29 protein-coding genes and 1 pseudogene are annotated in these 23086 nt (G+C 37.0%); 10 read left to right on the forward strand and 20 right to left on the reverse strand.

From position 1 onward, the window contains the following. The first annotated feature begins 10 nt into the window (after window positions 1–10). On the forward strand, window positions 11–808 hold the full coding sequence (locus HDT10_RS00710; protein WP_290878909.1) for an SPOR domain-containing protein: 798 nt from the start codon (window positions 11–13) through the stop codon (window positions 806–808). 115 nt (window positions 809–923) lie between these two features. Here HDT10_RS00710 and HDT10_RS00715 read toward each other — a convergent pair whose 3' ends face one another. Together HDT10_RS00715 and HDT10_RS00720 are read right to left on the reverse strand one after the other, a co-directional pair. Further along, window positions 924–1208: a 4Fe-4S binding protein gene (locus HDT10_RS00715; RefSeq protein WP_290878912.1), complete on the reverse strand. Its 285-nt coding sequence runs from the start codon at window positions 1206–1208 to the stop codon at window positions 924–926. Window positions 1209–1333: 125 nt separating this feature from the next. Next, window positions 1334–1988 (reverse strand): annotated as a pseudogene (locus HDT10_RS00720) (hypothetical protein). 283 nt (window positions 1989–2271) lie between these two features. On the opposite strand from HDT10_RS00720, the gene HDT10_RS00725 reads away from it, so the two are divergent. The 3 genes from HDT10_RS00725 to HDT10_RS00735 are packed head-to-tail and all read left to right on the forward strand — an operon-like array spanning window position 2272 to window position 2865. Beyond that, entirely contained in the window at window positions 2272–2523 is a 252-nt protein-coding gene (locus tag HDT10_RS00725; protein ID WP_290878915.1) for a hypothetical protein, read from the forward strand. 17 nt (window positions 2524–2540) lie between these two features. Next, window positions 2541–2717, forward strand: a complete 177-nt coding sequence (locus HDT10_RS00730; protein WP_290878916.1) for a hypothetical protein — start codon at window positions 2541–2543, stop codon at window positions 2715–2717. Continuing rightward, entirely contained in the window at window positions 2710–2865 is a 156-nt protein-coding gene (locus tag HDT10_RS00735) for a hypothetical protein (RefSeq protein WP_290878919.1), read from the forward strand. The genes HDT10_RS00730 and HDT10_RS00735 overlap by 8 nt, the downstream gene beginning before the upstream one ends. Window positions 2866–2935: 70 nt before the next feature. Here the strand turns inward: HDT10_RS00735 and HDT10_RS00740 are convergent, their stop codons facing one another. Genes HDT10_RS00740 through HDT10_RS00755 form a run of 4 tightly spaced genes read right to left on the reverse strand, consistent with a single transcriptional unit; the run spans window position 2936 to window position 5286 of the window. Further along, the gene (locus HDT10_RS00740; protein WP_290878921.1) at window positions 2936–3481 is read right to left on the reverse strand and encodes a hypothetical protein; all 546 of its coding nucleotides are present in this window, start codon (window positions 3479–3481) and stop codon (window positions 2936–2938) included. Further along, the gene (locus HDT10_RS00745) at window positions 3475–4062 is read right to left on the reverse strand and encodes a hypothetical protein (protein WP_290878922.1); all 588 of its coding nucleotides are present in this window, start codon (window positions 4060–4062) and stop codon (window positions 3475–3477) included. The genes HDT10_RS00740 and HDT10_RS00745 overlap by 7 nt, the downstream gene beginning before the upstream one ends. Next, entirely contained in the window at window positions 4059–4868 is an 810-nt protein-coding gene (locus tag HDT10_RS00750; protein ID WP_290878923.1) for a hypothetical protein, read from the reverse strand. Before HDT10_RS00750 ends, HDT10_RS00745 begins: the two co-directional genes overlap by 4 nt. Next, window positions 4858–5286: a hypothetical protein gene (locus HDT10_RS00755; RefSeq protein WP_290878926.1), complete on the reverse strand. Its 429-nt coding sequence runs from the start codon at window positions 5284–5286 to the stop codon at window positions 4858–4860. Before HDT10_RS00755 ends, HDT10_RS00750 begins: the two co-directional genes overlap by 11 nt. Before the next feature lie 97 nt (window positions 5287–5383). Here HDT10_RS00755 and HDT10_RS00760 point away from each other — a divergent pair, with 97 nt between their 5' ends. Beyond that, window positions 5384–5710 (forward strand): hypothetical protein, encoded by a 327-nt coding sequence (locus HDT10_RS00760; RefSeq protein ID WP_290878929.1) that lies wholly within the window; start codon window positions 5384–5386, stop codon window positions 5708–5710. 165 nt (window positions 5711–5875) lie between these two features. Here HDT10_RS00760 and HDT10_RS00765 read toward each other — a convergent pair whose 3' ends face one another. The 5 genes from HDT10_RS00765 to HDT10_RS00785 form a co-directional block, all read right to left on the reverse strand. Then, complete coding sequence (locus HDT10_RS00765; protein WP_290878930.1) at window positions 5876–6142, reverse strand: type II toxin-antitoxin system YafQ family toxin; 267 nt, start codon at window positions 6140–6142, stop codon at window positions 5876–5878. Beyond that, window positions 6136–6363, reverse strand: a complete 228-nt coding sequence (locus tag HDT10_RS00770) for a hypothetical protein (RefSeq protein WP_290878932.1) — start codon at window positions 6361–6363, stop codon at window positions 6136–6138. Before HDT10_RS00770 ends, HDT10_RS00765 begins: the two co-directional genes overlap by 7 nt. Before the next feature lie 104 nt (window positions 6364–6467). Then, window positions 6468–6962 carry a hypothetical protein gene (locus HDT10_RS00775; protein WP_290878935.1) on the reverse strand — a complete coding sequence of 165 codons (495 nt, stop codon included), beginning with the start codon at window positions 6960–6962 and terminating at the stop codon, window positions 6468–6470. A gap of 3 nt (window positions 6963–6965) precedes the next feature. Next, on the reverse strand, window positions 6966–7388 hold the full coding sequence (locus HDT10_RS00780) for a YopX family protein (RefSeq protein ID WP_290878939.1): 423 nt from the start codon (window positions 7386–7388) through the stop codon (window positions 6966–6968). Between the two features lie 79 nt (window positions 7389–7467). Beyond that, window positions 7468–7614 carry a hypothetical protein gene (locus tag HDT10_RS00785; RefSeq protein WP_290878941.1) on the reverse strand — a complete coding sequence of 49 codons (147 nt, stop codon included), beginning with the start codon at window positions 7612–7614 and terminating at the stop codon, window positions 7468–7470. Window positions 7615–8214: 600 nt separating this feature from the next. Between HDT10_RS00785 and HDT10_RS00790 the strand changes: the two genes are divergently transcribed. The 3 genes from HDT10_RS00790 to HDT10_RS00800 are packed head-to-tail and all read left to right on the forward strand — an operon-like array spanning window position 8215 to window position 13111. Next, entirely contained in the window at window positions 8215–8805 is a 591-nt protein-coding gene (locus HDT10_RS00790) for a bacteriohemerythrin (protein WP_290878944.1), read from the forward strand. Between the two features lie 9 nt (window positions 8806–8814). Next, window positions 8815–10761 carry a transketolase gene (gene tkt, locus HDT10_RS00795; protein ID WP_290878946.1) on the forward strand — a complete coding sequence of 649 codons (1947 nt, stop codon included), beginning with the start codon at window positions 8815–8817 and terminating at the stop codon, window positions 10759–10761. A 1-nt stretch (window position 10762) separates the two neighbouring features. Beyond that, window positions 10763–13111 (forward strand): PD-(D/E)XK nuclease family protein, encoded by a 2349-nt coding sequence (locus tag HDT10_RS00800; RefSeq protein ID WP_290878948.1) that lies wholly within the window; start codon window positions 10763–10765, stop codon window positions 13109–13111. Here HDT10_RS00800 and HDT10_RS00805 read toward each other — a convergent pair. Together HDT10_RS00805 and HDT10_RS00810 are read right to left on the reverse strand one after the other, a co-directional pair. After that, window positions 13086–13589, reverse strand: coding sequence for a DUF4149 domain-containing protein (locus HDT10_RS00805; RefSeq protein WP_290878950.1), 504 nt, complete (start codon window positions 13587–13589; stop codon window positions 13086–13088). The genes HDT10_RS00800 and HDT10_RS00805 overlap by 26 nt on opposite strands. A gap of 54 nt (window positions 13590–13643) precedes the next feature. Then, window positions 13644–15266 (reverse strand): phosphoethanolamine transferase, encoded by a 1623-nt coding sequence (locus tag HDT10_RS00810; protein WP_367159053.1) that lies wholly within the window; start codon window positions 15264–15266, stop codon window positions 13644–13646. Between the two features lie 160 nt (window positions 15267–15426). On the opposite strand from HDT10_RS00810, the gene HDT10_RS00815 reads away from it, so the two are divergent. Beyond that, window positions 15427–16686 (forward strand): DUF2130 domain-containing protein, encoded by a 1260-nt coding sequence (locus HDT10_RS00815; protein WP_290878952.1) that lies wholly within the window; start codon window positions 15427–15429, stop codon window positions 16684–16686. 4 nt (window positions 16687–16690) lie between these two features. On the opposite strand, the gene ung is transcribed toward HDT10_RS00815, so the two are convergent. From ung to HDT10_RS00850, 7 genes are read right to left on the reverse strand one after another with little or no spacing between them, the layout of a single operon-like run. Beyond that, on the reverse strand, window positions 16691–17386 hold the full coding sequence (gene ung, locus HDT10_RS00820; protein WP_290878987.1) for a uracil-DNA glycosylase: 696 nt from the start codon (window positions 17384–17386) through the stop codon (window positions 16691–16693). Window positions 17387–17391: 5 nt separating this feature from the next. After that, window positions 17392–18372 (reverse strand): hypothetical protein, encoded by a 981-nt coding sequence (locus HDT10_RS00825; protein WP_290878953.1) that lies wholly within the window; start codon window positions 18370–18372, stop codon window positions 17392–17394. A 9-nt stretch (window positions 18373–18381) separates the two neighbouring features. After that, window positions 18382–19542, reverse strand: a complete 1161-nt coding sequence (gene folP, locus HDT10_RS00830; RefSeq protein ID WP_290878955.1) for a dihydropteroate synthase — start codon at window positions 19540–19542, stop codon at window positions 18382–18384. A gap of 2 nt (window positions 19543–19544) precedes the next feature. Beyond that, window positions 19545–20234 carry a DNA polymerase III subunit delta' gene (locus HDT10_RS00835; RefSeq protein WP_290878958.1) on the reverse strand — a complete coding sequence of 230 codons (690 nt, stop codon included), beginning with the start codon at window positions 20232–20234 and terminating at the stop codon, window positions 19545–19547. Window positions 20235–20240: 6 nt separating this feature from the next. Beyond that, window positions 20241–20786, reverse strand: a complete 546-nt coding sequence (locus tag HDT10_RS00840) for a HobA family DNA replication regulator (RefSeq protein WP_290878961.1) — start codon at window positions 20784–20786, stop codon at window positions 20241–20243. A gap of 5 nt (window positions 20787–20791) precedes the next feature. Next, the gene (locus tag HDT10_RS00845; protein ID WP_290878964.1) at window positions 20792–22000 is read right to left on the reverse strand and encodes an aspartate kinase; all 1209 of its coding nucleotides are present in this window, start codon (window positions 21998–22000) and stop codon (window positions 20792–20794) included. Next, window positions 22000–22473 carry an RNA pyrophosphohydrolase gene (locus tag HDT10_RS00850; protein ID WP_290878966.1) on the reverse strand — a complete coding sequence of 158 codons (474 nt, stop codon included), beginning with the start codon at window positions 22471–22473 and terminating at the stop codon, window positions 22000–22002. Before HDT10_RS00850 ends, HDT10_RS00845 begins: the two co-directional genes overlap by 1 nt. A gap of 307 nt (window positions 22474–22780) precedes the next feature. Between HDT10_RS00850 and gatC the strand changes: the two genes are divergently transcribed. Beyond that, on the forward strand, window positions 22781–23071 hold the full coding sequence (gene gatC / locus HDT10_RS00855; RefSeq protein WP_290878968.1) for an Asp-tRNA(Asn)/Glu-tRNA(Gln) amidotransferase subunit GatC: 291 nt from the start codon (window positions 22781–22783) through the stop codon (window positions 23069–23071). Window positions 23072–23086: the final 15 nt, after the last annotated feature.

Here is a 23086-nt window from a genome sequence, read left to right on the forward strand (position 1 = left end):
AGGAGAGAGAATGACAGAGTTAGAATCATATAAAGATACAACAAAAGATTTAGAATTAGATGATTTATTGATTAGCAATGGCGAGAGTGATGAATTAAAGGGAGGAAGTAACAAAAAATTAATTTTATTGAGTGCCATTGGTGTTTTATTGTTTGCTATCGTGGTACTTGTTGTTTATTTGTTTCAAGGAGATTCTCAAGATTCTAATGCACAGAGTTTTGATACGCCAAAGCCACTAGAACGTGTAGAGCCGCAAATACCTCAAGCTTCGTCTGAAAAACCACAAAATACAGATTTTGGACAAGTTCCAATTCAAAACAATGCAAATAGTGATGACCAATTTCAAATGATTATCAATCAAATCAAGGCACAACAAAATCAAAATAATGCTTCTTCTCAAGCCTTACCGACAGCCCCTAGTTCGACGCCTAAAACAGAGTCTCCAAAGCCTGCACAACAACCAACACCACCAGCACAAGTTGCTTCAAAGCTAGCACCTCAACAAACAACATCCAAGCCAAGTGCAAAAGATAGCTTTAAAGATGTTCAAGTCAATGATCCCTCTTTGCAAGGAAGTGAAGCAGGGAGAGGATTTTATGTCCAAGTGGGTTCTTTTAGTAAATTTTCTCCCAATAAGCAATTATTGGGCACGATTAATGAGGGAAAATTTAGTTATCGTATGCAGAAATCAGGAGACAATAATCGTTTGTTAATCGGTCCCTATTCTACCAAACAAGAAGCGCAAAGTAGATTAAGTGAGATTCGCGCCAAAATCAATAAAGACGCATTTATAAAAGAAATTAAATAACTTTCTTTTGCCAATGTAACTTCTTCTGCATTGGCAATATCACAAATATCTTAACATATAATAAAGAAATATGAAAGAATATCAGTCCTCTAGGGACTGATATGGAAGCGAAAGGCTATTCTACAACAGGCGTATGAGCATTTCTTTTGTCATCGCCGACATCTTCTCTATGAGGCTGTGAAGCAACAACAGCGTCCCATACAATACACCCTTCTGTTGGGCAAGCAGAAGCACAGGCAGGTTCATCGTTATGTCCCACACATTCTACACATTTGTTGCTATGAACAAAATAGCAACCATCGTCATTTGGGTTATCATCATCATCTACAATTGCTTCTACTGGGCATTCATCAATGCACGCACCACAGGCGATACAGATGTCAGTAATTTTAACAGACATAATTTCTCCTTATTAAATTTATGTTGAGTTATAAGTATATATTAAACTTTATAAAATGGGGCTTTAAAAATGAAATTCATTGTATTAAAGTAGAAAAATTAAACAAATATAGAAGCAAAGGAATATCAAAATTCATCTATTTCTACACTTAGGTCTTTGTATTTGTTATAGAATCTTGGAGCTAGGATTTCATTAAAGTATTTTGTGCCTTTCTCTGTGCAAGCTACCCAGATATTATATTGAGACCAATATTTGGGATTATCCCAAGAAGTATGGCTAAACATTGTGCTATAACCATTGATTATAATATCATCATCTAAATCCCTATTAAATCTATTCGCATAGAAGTAATTATCCCTAAAATATTTCCAAGCTTGATATTTATCTTCTTTGTAATAAGATAAATTTTCAGGGTAATCTATCTTATCTCTATCTTCATCATCATAATATGAACCAAAGTCAATGTATCCCGCTAAAAAGAGTTGCCCTATAATATTAATGTATTCGCTAATGTAAGTAGGTTTAGGTGGATTAGGAGAGAGGGTATCGTCTAGGTGGTCTATGTGATAGGTGTCTATCAACATTAATGTATCAAATTCCCACCTTGATATTCCTATACTTTTACCGCAAATTAATAAAAAGTAATATTCAAAAAACTCTAAAACATTCACTTTATTTAACAAATTAGACGAAAGAATTGATATAGGATTGTAATTTTGTGTCTTGAAAAAATATGGCACAATTTTCATTTGAATCCCATTGTATATACCTATGTTGCATAATCTATCCTTATTTTTTTATGTGTATGCTTCTAAGATTTTCTCTTGGATTTTGAGAGTTTATCTCTATTGTCTCCGCCATTTGTTGAACCTTTACTTGATAACCTTTAAATCCAATTTTCCTAAAATTCCTAAAATCTGCATAATTTACCCTTTTTGCATATTTTAGATAATTCTGCTTTTGAACTTAAAGGCGTAAATTTTATTATACAAACTCGTGCAGTCAATTAATATTTGATAAAAGATTTGTAAGATACAACATTAGTCTTTAGAAAGGATTACAAATGGTAGATGTGCGCAAAATGTTAGGTTCATTTGCGTGTTTTTTGGCATTAAGTGGTGAAGCAAATATTGACTTAAGCACACAAAGCACACAATATATTAGTTGTAAGTGCATTGATATTGGGCAGCAACAATATATAAAATTATGTGAGAATATCCAAAAGGCTAATTTATTTTATTTTATTGTCCATAATGACGGAAGCTTAGACGAGCAAACAAGGCAAGGCTTTGTGCCTGTATTGAAAAAACTTTAAAGGTATCTAAGGAAAGAATGCAAAAGGGTGGAGTTGAGGATGAAAAAGTCTATTACTCTACTCTTGCATTACTATCTTTTTTTGAGAGTAAAGAGATAGTGGGTAGTATTGAGATACCAAGAGACTTTGATATTGTAGAATATGGCAAAGGAGTGCAAGAAGCAAGAGACGCGTTAAAGGGCATTAATGCGTAATATAGGCTACCTAGAGGAAGCATTAAATATTATTTTGACAGATGTAGCAAGGAGTCAAAAGGAGCATATACAAAAATATCTTTGTTGCGCTTTACTTGCGCGCTTTGATGATATACAAAAAGATTATAAATTTTTTAAAAGACTATAAAGATTTAAAAGATGTGGTAGCGTTTTTGGCTTTTGTGTTTGAGGTTGAATATAATACAATGAAAGAAATCTTAGACAAATTGCAAGACTACAAAAACCTTAATAATTTTTGCGTGAAATCCTGTAATCGCGCCTTTAAGCGTGGTAAAAAAACAACCCCCGCCATTGCTTAGGGTAAAAGCTTCGGTTTTGTCTTGCAAAAATATCGGTGTGAAATTAAAGACATTGCGGAAAAACTCGCTTTTAATGAGTGTTCGGACTTTGATACTAATCTCCTTGCACAAATCATCACTATAAGAAATATAGATGAATTTCCTTGTTGGGTCATTGCCTAAAGCCCAAGCAATGAAGCTTCTAGCAATCGTTTCTGTCTTGCCATAACTTGGTGGCATATTGATAATGACGCGTTTTTGTAGTGGGAATCCTTTTGGCTTCACATAGTTTGGAAGCGTGCAGCTAAGAATCTCGCTTAGATATTCAAAATGCCAATTGTGAAAGAATTTCGCATTATCATACCGCGCCCATTTAGTATAAAGAAAGGTTTTAAAGTCTTTTTTACACATTGCGCGGAGGGCAAGTTCCTTGTCTCTTTTAGTAGGGGTTTGCGCTTTTAACATTTAATGTTTCTAGTATAGTGGATTTTGCTAGTTTGGCTTTTATTGTTTAGCAAATAAAGCCTTGCAATTTCTTGATTATAGAGACTATTGTAGGGTGCTACCTTTTGCAGATTGTCCTCGCCTGTTTCAATGAGAATCATCTGCTTTAGCACTCCCAAAACAAGCGCATTGAAATAAAGCTCGTCTAAAAATAACTCGTCTTGTGTTTCCAAAATAGATTCGCCACAATTTGCAAACACTTTAAGTTCTCCAAAGCTCTCTTTGCTTAAGCGTGCTTCTTTGGCATTGGTAAGATAGAAAAAGTTTTCATTGGAGAGTAGGGCGAAGCTTTGCGGTTTGTTTGGGATTGGCTTCCCTTCTAAAAGCACTTTGTGGATTCCCAAAATGCGTTTATGGAATCTAAATGGCTGTTGTGCGGCATTGAATTTAAACTCTAAAATATTGCTATCAAATTCCAAAATGAGTGCATTTTGTGCGATTTCTAAATTTAACAAAATTTCAGAATCACTAAACCTTAAGCGATTCCTGTCTTCATCTCTTAACCTGCTTCTAACGCTCAAAATCACTTGCAAAGCAGTCATAGAATGCTACTCCACTCAAGCTTTTGTAGCTCTGTCTTGACAATAGAGATTTCTATGCTATCGCTCACCCATTCTCCTTGTTTGTTTTTCGCGCTAAAGGTTATTTTTTGACTTTCACTCTCCCCAGCAGTGAAATACATTGTCTTAGATTCTGTCTCAATGCCATTGACGATAAACTTACAAGGATTGTTTCCAAAACTAGAAAATCCCATTATCTTAATCGTCTCCCCTTGTTCCATTTGGAGTTTTGGAGCGTAAATCACAACTTCTTTATTTGCATTAAGCCCATTTCGCAGAATATCTATTTGCGCTTTAAGGGTTTTTAGCAAATCATCATAAGCACTCATTGGTTTATCGCTAATTGCGGAAATGGTCTTAATGACATTGTCTGCGTGCTTTTGAATCATATCGGTATTTTCACCATTGGCTACAATGTTTAAAAAGGCATTATAAGCATTTGCCTTATTGATACAAGCATTATCGCCGCTTGCTTTCGCGATAGAATCCGCTTGAATGATACCTTTTAATGCCTCAATGAGCGCGATTTGATTTTGCATTTGCGCATTCATTGTGGCAAGTTCTAGTTCTTGACGCGTCCTCTCCTCTGTAAGTGAAAGTGTGCGTTCCTTTTGCTCTAATTCCTCCAAACTCAAAGCAGCATTGATAGCAATTTGCGCAATTTGCGTCAGAAGCATTGCTAATTTCTCATCGCTAAAGGTTGCTAGATTCGTTTTAGTCAAAAACTCGCTTTTATAGAGGCTTGTTTGAATGCTCTCTAGGTTTTTAGTGAAATGTCTAACATTCATTTTGCACCTTTAGTTTTTCAAGCAGAGCAACTTTCACACCAACAAGGGCAAAATAAGCTTCGCTTTCCTCTAATCTCTGCTCTTGCTTAACGAAAATAGCGCGTCTTAATTGTTCTATTTGCTGTAAGATTTCTTGTAGCTTCGCGATTTCTATTTCCTGATTGAATCCTTGTTCGTTTTGCGATTCTAAATATTCCAACGCCTTTTTAAGTGTCGCGATTTGTTCGGCTATTTTGTTTTGGTTGTTTGATTCTTGCGGATTGTCCTCACTCTCGCTTTCTTGATTCTCTGTGCCTTGCTCTGTTTCTTGGTCTCCCTTTTTGCTTCCTGTGTCGCTTGTGCCTTGTGATTCGTCATTCTCGCCTTGTGTGGAATCCTCACTTTGATTTTCATTTAAACTCAAATTTTCATCGTTCATTCATCAATCCTTTGCTAAATTTGCAGGTATTTTATCCTCTATGAAAATCGTTTTAAAGGCGATAAAATAATAGGTTATAATTCCAAAAAGGCAAATTATGGATTATGATACGATAGCAAGTTTAAGCAATAAAGAGTTATTGGCATTTGTGTTTGGATTCATTCTTGGAATAACAACTAAGCTTGTCTCGCTAACCTTTTGGACGCTCTTAAAAGCCATTAAAAAAGCAAAGAAAAGACGCAAAAAGAGAATCAAAAAAGCACAAATAAGAGAAGCAGAAATACAAAAGGAGCGATATAGGAAACTAGCCTCTGATTATTATGAGAAAATGCCAACCAATGAGCTTTTGGAAATAATTGGTAAGGATTTGGAGGAGCAAAATACTAAGGATTCTAACAAAGACAAAATGAATAATCCTAATTAAAAATCAAACAAATAATCAGCGATAAAAAACCCAAAATATATACCAAACAATAGGCAAATCATCTCAAACATTCCGCAACCTTTGTAAATTTGCGGGTATTTTAGCTTGTAGTGGAAGTGTTTTAAAGGAGTGAAATTCTTGTCGTCATTGTGTCTTCAAAGCACACTAAAATAAATCACTATGAGAACCTAAACGAATAAGAAATAATTTACAATCTTTGATTTGATAAAGCAATAATATATCAGGCTTGATATGACACTCTTTAAAATCTTTGTATATTCCTTTTAATTGATGATTTTTGTATTTTTGAGGTAGGGGATTGTTTGTTTGTAAGCGGACGATAACTTCTTGAAGAGGTGTATCATCAAATCCATTTAAAAGCAATCTATCATAATCTTTTTGAAAAGACTTCTTAATAACAATTTCTAGCAATTCTTAATGCCCAAAGCTTTTTTTCTCTGTGCAGAATAAAGCCCAAAATCTTTAATAGTAATAAGGTTTTCGCTCTCATCATCACAGCATAGCAAAGCCTTTTTTGTCTCCTCATTTGGCGCATCATTGCATTGAAAAATATAGGGCTTTGGCAACTTTTTATTTAGCGATTCAATAATATGAATCAAGGCAGAATCCGCATTTGTTATCGTGATAGTCATTGCTTCCCCTTTGGCTTATTTTTATAATTCTATCATAAAAGCTTTAAATTTGCGCTAGAATCTTTATAGTTTTGGGGTGGGGCGGTTTGGGATTCCACAAAGAGTTACTTCGTCGGTAATTCCTCGTTTGCTGTTTGGAAAATCTCATCGGCTATTTCTTTGATTATGTCGTTAATGTATTCTGTTAAATAGCTAAATTGACTTTCTCTGTTGAAAGCTAAAGGGCGTGTTTGTTTAAATATAAATGGATATGCTCCATCAAAAACAACCTCTATATCCCCATAATATATTCCTGTAAAATCATTATATTTTGAAAGACGAATAAATACGAATAAGCTGCTCCCTTTCGCTTCTTCTACTTCCTTTATTTTTTTGGGATAAGAGGGAGTTGAAAAATAACGCAATAAAGCACTTTCAATCGCTTTTTTAATCTGTTGCTTTTCTTTTTTTGTGGTAGTGTCTTTATCTTTATCTGAAATTGCTCCAATAAGAGAATTATAGAATCTTTTTTCTGTCGCATTTACAATCTCTAAAAGCAGTGAAAATTCTTGTGGCTTTACAAAAGTGCTAAAAACACTCATAAGCTCGTCTTGTTGCATTGCTTATTCCTTATAGCCTACCACTTCTACTTCACATTTAAAGTCAAAAATATCCGCTAAAGCGTTGGATTCTACTTCAAAAGCTTTAGAATCCTTGCAAAATTTAACCACCCCGACAAAGCTAATATCTATTCCTTCGTTATTAACCTCTACTAAATCATTCTCATAAATGCGCTTTCCTGTGCTATCTGTATATCCACTCCACATTTCTATTTCATCTGTGGCAAAAAGTGCAAAAGAATTTTTTTGCATATTTAAAAACTCTGGCGGATTCAAATATTCCTCTATTAATTTTTCAAAGTTTCTAAGGATATATTCTTTGTTTTCTTTGTTTGCCTTTAGCTTCGTGCTAAAGCGAATCCTACGCCCTTTGCGCATCACTTGGATATGCCACATTTCACCTCTTGCGATTACATTTTTTTTCATTTTTGTTCCTTTATGTTACATTCTTGCAGAATCTACTCTGTGCCTCTGCTAGCTAGAATCGTATCTATGATTCCAATTCTTAGCAAATGCCCTCCATAGTCTGATTTTGCGCTTTAAATTCTCTATCGCAAATGTGATAGATTGATTCTTCGCGCAAAATCTCTAAGGATTCATTCGTAAATCCTCTTAGGTTTCTCCTTAGTATCTCTATCTCTTTGCGTTTCATTTACTCTCCTTTGAGGATTTGTTTATTGCCCTTGCATTCTCTCTGTTTCCGTCCTCACACTTTGCATTCTTTGATTTAGCCTTTCTCTGCAAATATTCCTTATGATTGTCGCAATCTAAGAAATAAATTGCCTCTGCGCTTAAACCTATCTTGCTAAGTTTGCTTAACATTTTTTAACCTCACTTTCCGCGCCTCACACGCGAATTTTTAGCCTCTAGCGTCTCTAAAATTCAAGATTTTTGGGATTGTATGTTTTTGCAGATATGCTGATACGATTCACCATAAGAGATTCAAACAAGAAAGGTTTGTTAAGTCTTTATTGTGATTTAAAGCGCAAATGGAGATGTAGCAAAGTCTTAAAATCTCATATTTTAAGCGCAATTTGCACTTTGAAAGATATTTTTAGCGATTTTTCCACGAGAGATTGAATGTCCCAGTGGGGATTCTACCCCCTACCAAATTCAAAAAAATTCCTACAATTTCCAAAAAAAGTTAAGTTTTTTCTCTTTCCAAAGATTGACACAAAAAGAATTAAGTAGATTTGTAGTAGAATTAACTAAGTCTTAGTGAATTTCTCACTATTGTTAGAAAGGGGTTATAATGTTACCAGCGTGGAGTAAAGAAATTAGTGTGCATAATGAAAAGATTGATGAGCAGCACAAGAAGCTATTTGAGATTGCAGGTCGTGCGTATATGATGACGGAGAAAAAATCAAGCAAGGAAGAAGTGATTGGAGTCTTGCGTGAATTGCTTGAATATACAAAAGAGCATTTTAAAGACGAGGAAGATTATATGCAATCTATTTCTTTTCCGCGCTTGGAGGCACATAGAGAGATTCATCAAGAAATCATTAGAGATATGGTAGGGGCAGTAACACGTGTGCAGAATCTCAATGATTTGAAAGATGAGATAGCAAAAATAGCGAAAAATTGGCTTTTGGTGCATATTATCAAAGAGGATATGCAAATTGAAAAATTCCGCCGCAACACTTGCCCGCTTCCTCAAGCAAAACCAGCAGAGCCAAAGCCTGAAGAACCAAAACCAGCAAAAACAGAAGAAAAGAAATTTGAATATTTTTGTGGTTGTCCGAACAAAGTGCATTATGTTCCAGCGGATATTGATAAAAAGATTCGCGCAGGTGGGGTATTTAACTGCAAAGTCTGCAAACAACCCATTCAGCCAAAACAATAAAGGATAAATATGCTTGATAAGAGTGAATTAAACGAATATGCTTTAATGGCAAATTCCTTACGCTTTCTTTGTGCGGATATGGTGCAAAATGCCAATAGCGGACACCCCGGTGCGCCAATGGGACTAGCTGATATTGCAGTGGTGCTTGGATTGCATATTAAGCTTAATCCAAAAAATCCGCAGTGGATTAATCGTGATAGATTGGTCTTTAGCGGGGGGCACGCAAGTGCGCTTGTGTATTCTTTGCTACATCTATGGGGCTTTGAAGTGAGTTTGGAGGACTTAAAGAGTTTTCGTAAATTAGGCTCTAAAACGCCCGGACACCCAGAATACCGACATACTCCCGGAGTGGAAATTACGACAGGACCGCTTGGACAAGGAATCGCTAATGCAGTGGGCTTTGCAATGGCAGGCAAACTTGCTTCCTCTATGCTGGGAGAGGATTTGATTCATCACAAAGTCTATTGTTTATGTGGTGATGGGGATTTAGAGGAGGGTATTTCTTATGAAGCGGCTTCTCTTGCGGGACATCATTGCCTTAACAATTTGATTTTGATTTACGATTCTAACAATATTACGATTGAGGGGGAATGTAATGTTGCGATGAGCGAAAATGTAAGGGCGCGGTTTGAATCGCAAAATTGGGAAGTCTTAACGATAGACGGACACGATTTCATAGAAATTGACGCTGCATTGGAGAGGGCAAAGATTGCAGATAAGCCTGTATTGATTATCGCGCAAACGCAAATCGCTAAAGGTTCTCAAAGTCTTTGTGGCTCACATAAGGCACACGGAGCACCTTTGGGAGTGGAGGAAATTTGCGCTTCAAAAGAGCGTTTGGGATTCAATCCTAAAGAGCAGTTTTTCGTCCCAGAATCTTCTAAGATTCGGTTTAAAAATACCGCAGAATTAGGAGAATTAGCGAATCTTGAATGGGAGAGAGCGTTTGCAAAAAGCGATAAAAAGGCACTTTTAGAAGAAATGCGAAAACCAAATTTTGACAAAATTACTTATCCGAACTTTGAAGAGCAAAAAGCAAGCGGCAAGGGAATCGCAACGCGTGCGAGTAATGGAATGATTCTCAATGCCATAGCGCAAGCCTTACAAGGATTTATCGGTGGGAGTGCGGATTTAGCTCCCTCAAACAATACCGAGTTAAAAGGCAAGGGCGACTTCCCAAAAGGAAGCAATTTTCACTTTGGAATCCGAGAGCACGCAATGGGTGCAATCAGCAATGCCCTTTCTAATTATGGATTATTCTTGCCTTTTTGTGCCACATTCTTTGTCTTTAGCGATTATTTGTCTCCTAGTGTGCGTGTGGCAAGCTTGATGAAGAGCAAGGTTTTTTATATTTGGACACACGATTCTATCGGAGTGGGAGAAGACGGAGCGACACACGAGCCTGTTGAGCAATTAAGTCATTTTCGCTCAATGCCAAATCTTAATGTTTTTCGCCCTTGTGATGCGCTTGAAAATGTCGCGTGTTGGCAGGTTGCTTTTGAGGTGGAAGGACCTTGTGCCTTTGTCTTAAGTCGTCAAAATTTACCAATTTTTGAAAATGTGCGTAAAGAAAATGTGCGTAAAGGCGCGTATTTGAAATTCGCTTCTACGCTCAATTCTCAAAATCCACAAATTACATTCATCGCAAGTGGTAGTGAAGTAGAACTTGCGCGCAAAAGTGCTAAAGAATTAGAGCAAGACGGAATCGCAACGCAAGTCGTGAGTGCGCCGTGCTATGATTTGTTTGCCCAAGAAAGCAAAGAATATCAAGATTCCTTGCTTAAGGGCAAAGTGATTGCCATTGAAGCAAGTCGCGGCTTGGAATGGTTTGCCTTTGCGGATAATGTCATAGGTATGTCTAGCTTTGGTGCAAGTGGCAAAGGAGAGGAATTATTCAAGCATTTCGGATTTAGTGTAGAAAATGTCGTTTCGATTGCCAAAAGCCATTTAGGATAGAATGAAACAGGTGGAGAAATTTCATCTTTTTTCAAATACACGTGCAATGAAGCATTTTTTTGCACAAAATTATGCAGAGGGTTTTTTGCCAAGCGCAAAGAGCATTGCGGAATTTTTAGACTTCATTCTAAGAGTAGAAAACAAGCGCAAGATTCCGCCTTTCTTGCGTCATTTTTATTTGTATCAAGCAATTCAAGCAAATTCTCAAAACACACAAAAACTAGGCAGTTTTGCTAAAAATTTCACACAATTTTTGCTCAATTCCCCCTTTTTCTTGAGATTCTATGATGAATTATGTACAGAATGCATTTTGATAGAATCTTTAGAGAAGCTTGATATTTACGCTTTTTATGATGACCATTTAGAGATTTTGAAAGCGGTTTTTAAGAATTATCAAGAAATCTTAACCAAGCATCAATTTTTTGATAAATATTTTTTGGAAGATTATCAAATCACTTTTGAATTACTTAAAGGATTTGATGCAATTATCATTCATTTAGAGGGATTTTTAAGTCAATTTGAAATGCAAGTGTTTCATAGAATCGCGGAGCATTTGCCCATCACTTTTAAGCTTACTTTGGATTCTTTTAATCAAGAATATTATACGAAGCTTTTCGGACTCTCTTTAGGGTTAGGAATCTATGAAATCGTGCTTTTTCGCGGCGAATTTAGTTTTAGCAAGACAGAATCGCGGGCAATCCATAATCCCCACAAACTCCAAGTATTGGAGTTTCAAGATAAAATTGCAGAAATCGGGGGGATTTTTACACAGATTGATTTGTGGTTGGAGCAGGGAATCACACCCGAGCAAATTTGTATTGTTTTGCCAAATGAGGAGTTTGCTCAATATTTGAAGCTTTTTGATAAGGCGAGAAACTTTAACTATGCAATGGGAAATGCTTTAAAGGAATGCGCATTGTATCGGAGTCTCAAAAACTCTTTGCAAGAAAAAAAAGAGCCAAATTCCCAAGATGAAGCCTCGCAAGAGGAATGCAGGGAGTCTCAAGATTCTATTGCGATTCCTAATTTTCAAAGCTTTGAGGAATTTAAGGAGTTTTTGCAGAATTTGGAAGCAAATTCTAAGGAATCCCAAACAATCAAGGAAAAGTTTTTAGAGGGTTTGGAGCAGTTTGGCTTTGCTTTGAAATATTTAATGCCTCTTAGTGTGCAAGAACAAATTTTGGTTTTTTTAAATATGCTAGGAGAAGTAACGCTTGATGATATTGGGGGCGGACGCATTAGTGTAATGGGAATTTTAGAAACACGAGGAATCAGTTTTGATTATTTGATTATCCCAGAATTTAATGCGGGAAATGTGCCAAGTTTTAATGATAAGGATTTGTTTTTAAATACTGTGATTCGTGAAAGAGTGGGATTGCCAACGAGAAAGAATCGTGAAAATTTGCAGAAACATTACTATGCACAAATCTTGCAAAAAAGCCGCGAAGCACGGATTATGTGCCTCAATAATGACGAGGATAAACCCTCTTTGTTTTTGCTAGAAAGTTCTATTTTTGGGCGCATACCTCATTTTAAGGCAAGCTTGAATTATGGCGAGTATTTTTTGAGTGGCAAGGCATTAAATTATCAGGAATGCGAGATTATTGCGCCCTTAGAGGCGGAATCTTTTAGTGCGACAAGTTTGCAATGTTTCTTGACTTGTCCGCGCAAATATTATTATCGTTATGTTTTGGGATTCAAGGAATTGGCAAAAGAGGGAGTGAATATCGGTAGCAAGATACATAATGCGTTAAAAGAAGTCTATTGTAATGCCCAACAATACGCAGTGGATTCTATGTATCAAGAAGTTTGCGCGAGAATGGAAGAAAGTCATTCCGCCAAAGAATCTTTTGAAAGCGCGCTAGCCAAGAAATACTTAAAAAATTTCTTTGAAGCCGAGAAAGCGCGTTTGGAAGATGGTTGGATTCCTTTTAGGTTTGAACAAGAGTTTCGCTTTAATTTATCAGGATTCCTCATTAAAGGGCGCATAGATAGGATTGATAAAAGAGGCGAGGAAGTCTGCGTGCTAGATTATAAATATAAGCGTAATTTAAAAGTGGAATCCAAAAATTACGAAAAAGCACTAGACTTTCAATTACCGCTTTACGCGCTAGCGGTGCAAAAGGGTGCAATAGAGTGTTTGGAGAATCCTAAACAAATCCAAGCGGGATTCTATGATTTATACAATGCCAAGATTCTACAAGAGCAAGACTTAAATGCCAAAATTGAAGCTTTACACCATAAGCTAGAGGAGATTTCTAAAAACTCCAAAGAAGTGAATTTCGCATTGACAAGCAAGCGCGAGACTTGTCAGTATTGCGATTTTATTTACCTTTGTAATCGCTATTAATTGCCTTGAGGGCTCGGACAATAAAAAGCAAGGCTAAACTCACCATTAATGCCTTGAAAACATAGACAGATTGCGTGTGCATACTATCAAATGTGAGGTTTGCGATTGCTTCCTCGCCTAGATTTTGAGCATATACGATATAAGGCGTGTAATAAAAAGTGAATAAAAAGATGAAAACAATGCTTAATAATCCCAAAAGTGGAGCGATTCTAGCATTACTCACGCGAAAAGAGAGAATCTCATAGCAAAGGATAAAAAGGGCTACAAGATTCAAAAGAAAGTTGAGCTTGACAAAAATGCTTGTCATCAAAAGCCCGGATTGGAATACAGTCATCTCCAAATTTGGCACGATTGCGGGAGCGCGAAAAATAGAGGGCGCACTGAAAGCCCCGCACGCAATGATTGCTCCAAGCGTTATGCCAATGAGGAGCAGATACAAGGCTAGGAAATAGGGTTGTAGTCTCAAAAGGTTTCGCATAAAAATCCTTAAAATTTTTGCAAGTTATAGCAAAAGATTTGGATTTGCTCCTCATTACTCGGGGTTGGTTGCAAAAATATCCAAATCTTGTGTATAGAGATTCCCCTCTGCCTCTGCATTAAAGAATCCAAGCAATGTATGGACAAGATTATCGTGGGAATATTTTTTGTTTTGATTAGCTCTTGCGAGGTTGTTTAGTAGGGAATCATTGCTCCAAAACATCATCGGGATATGGATTTGAGTTTTGGGAGCGAATGCGTAGGGCATTCCGTGCAGATAGATTCCATTTTCTCCTAGACTTTCGCCGTGGTCTGATAAATAGAGTAAAGCACTTTTATAATCCTTTAATTCTGATAATTCTTTGATGAGGTTATATAGGATATAGTCTGTATAAAGAATCGTGTTATCATAGGCGTTATAGATTTCCTTGCTAGAGCATAAAGAAAGGTTGTTAGTTTCGCAAGTGGGGAGGAATTTTTGAAACTCTTTAGGAACTCTTTTGTAATAAGCTGGTCCGTGAGAGCCTTGCAAGTGGAGAACAATCAAGCGATGATTATCGCTTAATGTTTCTAATCTTTTTTTGACTTCTTGGATTAAAAACCCATCATAATCTTGAGTGAAAAATAAAGAATCCTCTAATCTCTTGGCTATGCCATAATCTTTGCCGGAGTTGTTATCAAGCCAAGTAATTGTAACTCCCGCTTTGTTTAGAATATCCAAAATATTTTCTTGAAATTCATTCGTACTAAATTGGGATTGCGTAGAGAAAGAAAACATACAAGGTAAAGAAACTGCGGTAGAAGTCCCACAGGCATAAGTGTTGGGAAAGAAAACTATATCGGGAATAGAAGAAGTGTAAAGGTTGGTTGGGTTTTTTGCGTAAGAATTGAGCGAGAAATTTTGTGCCCTTGCAGTCTCTCCTATGACAAGCACAAGCAGATTCTTATCCATTGGGTTTTTGAGCGAAACATATTTTGAAAGCGGTGTTAGCTCTCTTTGGGAATTTAATTTAAGTTGAATTAGTTTTTGCGCACTATATATTTGATAAAAGGGCGCATTAAACACACGCATTTCTTTAAAATTTCGTGCAAATGGCATCAGTGTTTTAGAAAAGCAAGCAAAAATTATCATAGCAAGACTTAAGGAAACAAAAAGTGTCAGAAATTTAAGCATAAGATGCTTTTTGAGACTAAAAAATTCAATTTGTGCCTTAAAAACAAGAAGTAGGGGCAAACAAATCAAAAATAAACAATAGAGTAAAGAGGAGATAGAGAATAACTCTTTTATTTCTTTTGTGTCCGTTTTGAGGGCATTATCAAGCATTTGATAGTCAATGGGGATTCCATAAGTGTTCATAAAGTATTGGCTAATACAGGCGATGATAATTAAGCAACTTAATAAAATCTTGGTTGCATAAGGGACAAATAACAGCGCAAAAAAGCTAGTGATAAGGCAAAAATAAAGGAGAGGAAATATAATGAATAGAGAAATATCTCCTTGAGAGTTTAGGCTCTTATAAATATAAGAGAATAACTTAAAATTCATACAAGTCAAGAACAGAGAGGATAAGAGGACAAAGCTAAGCCAAGAGATTTTGAAAGTTTGCTTGGGGTTGAAAAAAGATAGAAGGAGGGAAAATGCACTATGAGATGTTAGGTTTGTCGGGGGGGGGGGGATTTTTGTAGATTGTCATATTTTTCCTTTTGAGTTTAGTTTGGAGTTGGAATTATAAACGAATTTTGTTAATTTAAGTGTAAATAGATTTAAATTTTAAAACCTAGTGTATCCTTGACAAAAACAATTCTTAGATATAATTCGCGTCCAAAGAGGAGAAAAAATGAATCAAGAAAATAGTATCAAATGTCCAAATTGTGGTGTAAAAATTGATGTGCAAGCAATGGTTTATCATCAGATTGAGCAAAGGATTCATCAAGAAAATTTGGAAGCGAAAAAACAATTTGAAATAGAGCTAGCGCAAAAACGTAATGAATACAAGCAAGCCTTTGACGCCTTAAAGGCAGAGCAAGAGTCTTTTGAAAAAAGAATTGAGCAAGCGACAAAGGAATCTTTAAGGCAAGAGCGAAAAAAGCTTGAGGAATATCTCAAACAAGAAATGACACAAGAATATCAAGAAGCAATGATGAAAATGAAAAAAGAGTTGGAGGAGAAATCCAATCAAGTCAAAGAATTGAATCTAAGCAAGGTAGAAATTGAGCAATTAAAACGAGAAAAAGAGGAGATAGAATCTAGGGTGAAAGCCCAAGAACAAGAGCGTTTGACAAAAGAAATGGCAAGATTTAAAGAAAAGGTGCATAAAGAAATAGAAGCGCAAAATGAGCTGCGATTCAAAGAAAAAGAACAGCAGCTAGAAATGCTCAAAAAACAACTCCAAGAGGCACAACGCAAAGCAGAGTTAGGCTCGCAGCAACTACAAGGCGAGGTGCAAGAATTGGCGATTGAGGAATATTTGCGCGCCCAATTTCCTTTGGACGATATTTCAGAAATCAAAAAGGGTGCGTATGGTGGAGATTGCGTGCAGGTTGTGCATACAAGGGAAATGCAAAATTGCGGGAAGATTTATTATGAAAGCAAGCGCACGAAAGAATTTCAGCGCGTATGGATTGAGAAGTTTAAAGCAGATATGCGCAAGGCAAACGCAGATATAGGCGTGATTGTCAGTGAGGCGATGCCAAGGGAGCTAGAGCGAATGGGGCTATTAGAGGGGATATGGATTTGCACTTTTGAGGAGTTTAAAGCCTTGTGTGCGGTTTTGAGAGAGGGGGTAATTCAAGTGAAAATTGCACAAAAATCCCAAGAAAACAAGCAAGATAAAATGAGCTTGCTCTATCATTATCTCACAAGTTCAGAATTTAAAATGCAAATGGAAGCCATTGTGGAGGGTTTCGTGCAAATGCAGAGTGATTTAGATTCCGAAAAACGCGCAATGCAAAGGCTATGGAAACAACGTGAGAAGCAAATCCAAAAGGTGCTTGAAAATACGATTGGTATGTATGGCTCTCTCAAAGGAATTGCGGGAAATGCGATTGGAGAGGTTAAAGCATTGGAACTTTCTCCTAGTGAGGCTTTGGAGGAGTGAAAGCTTAATTGAGATTCCAATTAATCGGCGTTTTGCCGCGTTGTTGCAGAATCGCATTGGTTTTTGAGAAATGACGACAGCCCAAAAACCCGCTACGCGCTAAAGGCGAAGGGTGTGCGGCTTCAAGGATAAAGTGTTTTTGAGGGTCAATCAAGGCTTTTTTGGCTTTGGCATAATTACCCCATAGCAAAAACACGATTCCCTCACAACGCGTATTGATTTGACGAATTACGGCATCCGTGAAATGTTGCCAGCCAAAATGTTGGTGTGAGGCGGGCTTCCCAGATTCTACACTCAAAATACTATTGAGCAGCAAAACTCCTTCCCTCGCCCAAGAGCTCAAATCTCCATTGGGGCTAGGAGGGATTCCTAAATCCATTTGCAACTCTTTATAAATATTTTGCAAAGAGGGGGGGATTTTGACTCCATTAGGCACAGAAAAAGACAATCCCATTGCCTGATGAGGTTGATGGTAGGGGTCTTGTCCCAAGAGCACGACTTTTAACTTGTCAAAGGGTGTGAGATTAAACGCATTGAAAATGAGTTTGGCGGGAGGATAGAGAATCGCGCCTTGTGCTTTGGCGTTAAGATAGTGTTGTTTGATTTCCGCAAAATAGGGCGATAAAAATTCGTCTTTTAAAACTTCTTTCCAGCTTGGCTCAATTTTAATGTTTTCAAGTTTGATTTGCGATTCCATTATTTTCCTTAAGTTCGGCGATTGTCGCGCATAATCGCATTAAAACGTTGCAACAAAATAGGGTTGCTTGAAATATCAAAATTTCCGATAATACGCGCTACATCTCGTTCATCTAGCACGCTAAGAGCTTCTTTTAACATCATCGCAAAGGCGAGTTCGTCTTCGCTTAAGATAATTTCACCAAATTTTTTGGTGTATTGTTTAATCAAGGCTTTTTCTTCTTTTTCTCTGTCCCTATCCTCAATCAAAACGCGTTCAATATGGGAGAGCACTTGAAATTTTTTCGCCTTGAGTGCAGGGCGAGTGTAGGCTTTGGTCAAAGCCATAATGCGCTCAATAATGTCATTTTTCTCTTCCTCATTTTCATAAAATTCTTCATAGTTTTCATACATAGAATCGGGGAAATAATCGCGGATAATATCGTATTTTGTCAGAGCGATTCTGCTTAGACGCTCTTGATTGTTTTGGGCACTCATACTCGCAATGCTTTCACGCAAGAAGTTAATATCCTCGCGTCTATCTCCATAGAATTTTAATTGCTCAAATCGTTCTTCTGCGGGATAAAATTCGCATAATTTTTCAATTCTGTCTAAAAGAATCTCTTGATAAGAACGATAGGCAACCTCTGTAATTTGCGTCATTTGTTTGTATTGTTTATCACTAGATTGAGAGAGCACAAGCTCTATGGCTTCGTTTAAATCATATTTTTCAAAAATCTTTTCTATTGCGTCATAAAGAATCGCAAAATTCACTTCCTCCACAGAGATTGCGTGATATACCAATTCCATTTCGCGTTCAATGTAATTGGTGTCATCTTCTGGAATGATTTCAGATTCTTTATCCGCACGTAAGGCGTTCATATAGTTCATAATGCGTTCTTTGCTCGCTTTTTTGAAAAGTTTAGCAAGGTCTGTCATTGTCATACTTTCAAGTCTTTCTTTTGAGTGTCCGTGTTGGCTTAATTGCCAAATAATCTCGCGTCTATTCATTCTATTGCCTTAAGAATAATTTAAAGTAGAATTGAGGCTTACTTCTTGCAAGGCACGCCAAACCTTGAGTGCTTGGAGGTGCTCTTTTGTATCGTGGCAGCGGATAATACTCGCGCCATTTTTGAGAGATTCCAAATGAATCGCAAGCGTGCCACTCAAACGTTCTTCAACTGCACAAGACGTGATTTTGTCAATCAGGCTTTTACGACTTGCCCCTACCAAAAGAGGATAGCCAAAATGCAAAAAATGCCCCAAATGCTTGATGAGTGCGCAATTATGTTCTAGGGTTTTTCCAAACCCTATCCCAATGTCCAAAATAATTTTTGAGATTCCAAATTTATTTAAAGATTCTATTCTTTCTTTGAAAAATGTGTCTATTTCTAAAAATAAATTTTGATAGTGCGGGTTTTCTTGCATTTCTTTTGGATTGCCTTGCATATGCATTACAACACATTCGCAATCATAGCCACGCACTGCTTGCAGCATTGCTTCTTTTGTAAATCCTGTAATGTCATTTATGATTCTAAAGCCATAATCCAAACACTTGCTTGCGACACTTGGTGTGTAAGTGTCAATGCTTAGGGTGATTTTTTCATCAATGCGTTCTTGTTTGATGAAATGCAAAAGTTCTGTCAAGCGTGCGTGTTCCTCCTCTTCACTTACCCAAGCACTGCCCGGTCGTGTGCTTGCTGCGCCAATATCTATGATAGAAACTCCCTCCCCAATCATTTCTAGGATTTTAGCTTCGGCTTCTTTCGTGCTTTTTCTGGAATCACGATAAAAACTATCGGGCGTTATATTGATAATACCCATAATTTTGGGCTCTAAATTATGGAATTGCAAATGCGATTCCAAATCTTGAGCGACTTTTTTGAGCCCAAAAGGCTGTAATTTGAGTTTTTTTAGCAGTGCCTTGCTCTGCGAGAGATTGAGCATTAAGATTCCGTCATAAAACTCTCTTGTATAAAGAATCGCGTCTTTGGGCAGGGCAAAGTCTGCACCAACGGCTAGAGATTCTTGCTTGAGAATATTGGCTGCAGGAGCTTTGAGAGATTGGATAGAGAAGCAGAATGTTTTATTTTTCTTGCGCAAGATTTGATAGCCTTTTGCATCACAATCAAGATTTTTAAGTTCTATTGCACAATTTTCTAAATACTGCACAAACGCCATATTTATCCTTGAGGATTCCAAAGGTTTTGCGCCGCAAACTTTTGTTTTTTCTTGCGCAAAATGAGCAACAATAAAACCAAAAGGATATGGTGTGATTTTTCGTATTGTTCTTCCCAAAAAAGCGCGCGTTCAAATGTCTTGGTTTCATTGGAATCAAAATATAGTCCCATTTTAATTGCGTCTAAATATAGACTTTGAATCTCTGTCTTTAGAGTGGGGCTATTGATTTCTTTTTGTTTTTCTTTTAAAAACAAATAAATATTTTCTAAATTTAAGTTGCGAATATCCAATGCAAAAGGAGGTAGCTTTTGCTTATTTGTATGATTTAAAATAGGCAGACGCGAGCGAATCGTTGGCAGGAGTAAAGATTTCATTTTTGCATAAAGGATAAAAATTACACCACTTGGAGGTTCTTCTAATACCTTTAAGAGTGCGTTTTGTGCATAAAGATTGAAAGAATTTGCCGCAATTAAAATCGTCTTTACATTTTCGTTTGCGATGTAGCTTTCATCAATGATAGCGCGTGAAATTTCAATGTTGAGCTCTTCTGCACAAAATAGGCGGTGATTTTGAGGATTCTGCTGTTCATAATACGCACTCGCTTCTTCAACGGGGTGATTGACAAGCAAAATATGCCCGATTTTAGAATTGGCTTTGGGGGCAGATTTGTGAGTATTTGGAGAATCTTGCATAAAACCTCATTCCAAAGCGATGTGTCCAAACATTACGGCTTCTAAAGTCAAATTAAAGATTCTATACATTTGCATTAGGCGAATATCCACAAGCGAATCCGTAGATTGCAGAGTAAAGCTGTTTTGCAAACGCGTATCAAATATCCACAAGAAGCAATCCTCGTGGCTTAAGGCTAACTTCGCTCGTGTCGTATCATTTCGTCCTACATACCAAAAAAAATATTTTTGCGAAAAGACATTGTCCAAATAATCATTAATTAGGGAAATTTCTGTTTCGTCTTTGTGCGTTTTGTCTATCTGTGGGAAAAGGGCATTAATGCTAAGGATTGGCACATAAGGACGATTATTTGTCTTATTAATAGAGCTAATCACATAGTCCATAAACCATTCTCTATCGTGGTCTGTAATGAGAATCATGCTTTCGCCATTAAAGATTCTTTGTAAGGCGCGTTTGATTAATGGAATCCACTCAAACTTGCGCTCCTCAAGCCAAGTAGGGTGGCTTGCGTCATAACGCAAAGCTTGTAATGTCCAGCTAGATAAATCTTGCATTGGTCTTATTGTTTTTCTAGTTCATACACGCTATGTAGGGTGCGAATCGCTAATTCCGCGTATTTTAAACGAATCACCATAGAGATTTTAATCTCACTTGTGCTAATCATCATAATATTAATGTTATCTTCTGCAAGGGCTTGGAATGCTCTTGCTGCTACGCCGCTATGGGATTTCATTCCTACGCCTACAATAGAGACTTTGGCAATATCACTATCATAATCAATGCTTTCTACACTACCCTCAAAAGATTTCAAAACACGTTTTGTGTTTTCTAACTCTACTTCAGGGATAGTGAAATCCACATCTGTTTTACCATCGCGTCCAATGGTTTGCACAATCATATCTACATTAATATTTGCTTCGCTTAATGCTCCAAAAATCTCCGCTGCGATTCCCGGTCTATCCTCTACATTGCAAATACTTACTCTTGCTTGGTTTTTATCTAATGCGATTCCGCTTACGATTGGGTGTTCCATAATTTCCTCTTCCTTTGTAATTAGTGTTCCTTCGTTGTGATTAAAGCTATTTCTTGTAACTAGATTAACATTGAGTTTTTTTGCCATTTCTACGGAGCGATTCAAAAGCACTTTTGCACCCATAGAAGCGAGTTCTAGCATTTCATCATAGCTAATCTTATCAATCTTCCTTGCTTTTGGTTCAATGCGTGGGTCAGTCGTATAAACCCCATCTACATCAGTGTAAATTTCACATAAATCTGCTTGTAATGCCCCTGCAAGCGCGACTGCTGATAAATCACTTCCTCCGCGCCCGAGTGTCGTTACCTCACCCTTGCGCGTAACGCCTTGAAATCCTGCAACTACGACAATATAATCTTTTGCTAGTAAGTCATTCAAGCGCGTAGTATCAATAAATTCTATCCTTGCCTTAGTGTGCGAATCGTCTGTTATCATTCCTGCACCTCTCCCGCTTAGGGAAATGGCTTTATAGCCTAATTCCTCTAATGCGATAGCCAAAAGCGCACTTGTGATACGTTCTCCAGCACTTAAAACCATATCCGTTTCACGGACATTTGGCAAACGAGAAAAGAATTTCGTATAGCCTAGCAGCTTGTCTGTTTCTCCACTCATCGCAGAGACGACTACAACGACACCATTGCCAGCTTGTTTTGCCTCAATGACACGTTTTGCAACATTTTGGATTCTTTCGCAATCCCCAACGCTCGTTCCTCCGTATTTTTGAACAATCAACATTATAAATAACCCTTTCGTTTAAAATATTCTAAAACCTGCTTATAAACAGGACGTTTAAAGTAGGTGATATGGTTAAACAAATCCTCCACACCTACAAACTTGTATGCGTCAAATTCAGGTTTTTCTGTGTCAATATCAATCTTTCCTTGCTCTTGTAGGCGCACCAAAAAATACTTTTGAATCTGTCCGTCATAAGGATACATTTTTTTGACAACTTGTGGTGGGAAATCATAGCTAATCCATTCTGGATATTCCGCGACAATATCTACTTTATTTGTTCCAATCTCTTCTTTTAGCTCCCGAAATAATGCTTCTTTGGGGGTTTCAGACTTATCAATACCTCCTTGTGGAAATTGCCAAGCATTTTTAATGTCTGTCCGACTTGCAATCAATAATTCACAAGTTAAGGGATACTTAGGAGAAAGGATAATAGCAGCGACATTAGGTCTGTAAGTTTTGATTTCTTTTTTCACTCGCCATTCCTCAAAAATTTTTAGGAATGATAGTTTAAAAGTTTTTAAATGCAGTTGATATTAAGTTCTTTTTTTATAAAATTATTACAATTTTTATTTTGTTTAAAGTAAATCGGCTACATTTTATTAGAGGGTTTTATAAACAATTAAGGTTAAGGTTGGGTTTGGGGTATAAAAAACAAAATAAAATGATGAATAAATCTGAAGAAATCATTTTAACCAAAGCCAAAATCCAAAGCCAGTAAAACGCAATTGAATGCGTGTCATCAGTTTTTATGCTTTATCTTAAAACTTACAAGGAAATCCAATGACGATTGATACTACTTTATTAAACCGATTGACTAAGTTAGGCGGCATTACACTAGACGAAGAGAAATTGGAGGAGACAAAAAGCCATTTGAGCGAAATCGTGAATTTTGTCGAAAACATTAATAAGCTAGATTTGGACGAGATTCCAGCTTCTTTTAATCCGCTAGATTCCAAATTGCCTATGCGTCAAGATGAGGTGGAATCCAAGCCCGAGATTGCTAAAGAGATTCTTAAGAATGCCCCAAGTGCAGAGGATAATTTCTTCATCGTTCCAAAGATTATTGAATAATAAAAGTCTTAAAGA

Origin of the sequence: Helicobacter sp. (assembly GCF_014799995.1) — a bacterium.
Taxonomy (GTDB): Bacteria; Campylobacterota; Campylobacteria; order Campylobacterales; family Helicobacteraceae; genus Helicobacter_D.

What these genes read in the sequence shown, in the direction of transcription:
- HDT10_RS00710 (WP_290878909.1), top strand. Translation starts at nt 11, where the DNA reads ATGACAGAGTTAGAATCATATAAAGATACAACAAAAGATTTAGAATTA.
- HDT10_RS00715 (WP_290878912.1), bottom strand. Translation starts at nt 1,208, where the DNA reads ATGTCTGTTAAAATTACTGACATCTGTATCGCCTGTGGTGCGTGCATT.
- HDT10_RS00725 (WP_290878915.1), top strand. Translation starts at nt 2,272, where the DNA reads ATGGTAGATGTGCGCAAAATGTTAGGTTCATTTGCGTGTTTTTTGGCA.
- HDT10_RS00730 (WP_290878916.1), top strand. Translation starts at nt 2,541, where the DNA reads ATGCAAAAGGGTGGAGTTGAGGATGAAAAAGTCTATTACTCTACTCTT.
- HDT10_RS00735 (WP_290878919.1), top strand. Translation starts at nt 2,710, where the DNA reads ATGCGTAATATAGGCTACCTAGAGGAAGCATTAAATATTATTTTGACA.
- HDT10_RS00740 (WP_290878921.1), bottom strand. Translation starts at nt 3,481, where the DNA reads ATGTTAAAAGCGCAAACCCCTACTAAAAGAGACAAGGAACTTGCCCTC.
- HDT10_RS00745 (WP_290878922.1), bottom strand. Translation starts at nt 4,062, where the DNA reads ATGACTGCTTTGCAAGTGATTTTGAGCGTTAGAAGCAGGTTAAGAGAT.
- HDT10_RS00750 (WP_290878923.1), bottom strand. Translation starts at nt 4,868, where the DNA reads ATGAATGTTAGACATTTCACTAAAAACCTAGAGAGCATTCAAACAAGC.
- HDT10_RS00755 (WP_290878926.1), bottom strand. Translation starts at nt 5,286, where the DNA reads ATGAACGATGAAAATTTGAGTTTAAATGAAAATCAAAGTGAGGATTCC.
- HDT10_RS00760 (WP_290878929.1), top strand. Translation starts at nt 5,384, where the DNA reads ATGGATTATGATACGATAGCAAGTTTAAGCAATAAAGAGTTATTGGCA.
- HDT10_RS00770 (WP_290878932.1), bottom strand. Translation starts at nt 6,363, where the DNA reads ATGACTATCACGATAACAAATGCGGATTCTGCCTTGATTCATATTATT.
- HDT10_RS00775 (WP_290878935.1), bottom strand. Translation starts at nt 6,962, where the DNA reads ATGCAACAAGACGAGCTTATGAGTGTTTTTAGCACTTTTGTAAAGCCA.
- HDT10_RS00780 (WP_290878939.1), bottom strand. Translation starts at nt 7,388, where the DNA reads ATGAAAAAAAATGTAATCGCAAGAGGTGAAATGTGGCATATCCAAGTG.
- HDT10_RS00785 (WP_290878941.1), bottom strand. Translation starts at nt 7,614, where the DNA reads ATGAAACGCAAAGAGATAGAGATACTAAGGAGAAACCTAAGAGGATTT.
- HDT10_RS00790 (WP_290878944.1), top strand. Translation starts at nt 8,215, where the DNA reads ATGTTACCAGCGTGGAGTAAAGAAATTAGTGTGCATAATGAAAAGATT.
- tkt (WP_290878946.1), top strand. Translation starts at nt 8,815, where the DNA reads ATGCTTGATAAGAGTGAATTAAACGAATATGCTTTAATGGCAAATTCC.
- HDT10_RS00800 (WP_290878948.1), top strand. Translation starts at nt 10,763, where the DNA reads ATGAAACAGGTGGAGAAATTTCATCTTTTTTCAAATACACGTGCAATG.
- HDT10_RS00805 (WP_290878950.1), bottom strand. Translation starts at nt 13,589, where the DNA reads ATGCGAAACCTTTTGAGACTACAACCCTATTTCCTAGCCTTGTATCTG.
- HDT10_RS00815 (WP_290878952.1), top strand. Translation starts at nt 15,427, where the DNA reads ATGAATCAAGAAAATAGTATCAAATGTCCAAATTGTGGTGTAAAAATT.
- HDT10_RS00825 (WP_290878953.1), bottom strand. Translation starts at nt 18,372, where the DNA reads ATGAATAGACGCGAGATTATTTGGCAATTAAGCCAACACGGACACTCA.
- folP (WP_290878955.1), bottom strand. Translation starts at nt 19,542, where the DNA reads ATGGCGTTTGTGCAGTATTTAGAAAATTGTGCAATAGAACTTAAAAAT.
- HDT10_RS00835 (WP_290878958.1), bottom strand. Translation starts at nt 20,234, where the DNA reads ATGCAAGATTCTCCAAATACTCACAAATCTGCCCCCAAAGCCAATTCT.
- HDT10_RS00840 (WP_290878961.1), bottom strand. Translation starts at nt 20,786, where the DNA reads ATGCAAGATTTATCTAGCTGGACATTACAAGCTTTGCGTTATGACGCA.
- HDT10_RS00845 (WP_290878964.1), bottom strand. Translation starts at nt 22,000, where the DNA reads ATGTTGATTGTTCAAAAATACGGAGGAACGAGCGTTGGGGATTGCGAA.
- gatC (WP_290878968.1), top strand. Translation starts at nt 22,781, where the DNA reads ATGACGATTGATACTACTTTATTAAACCGATTGACTAAGTTAGGCGGC.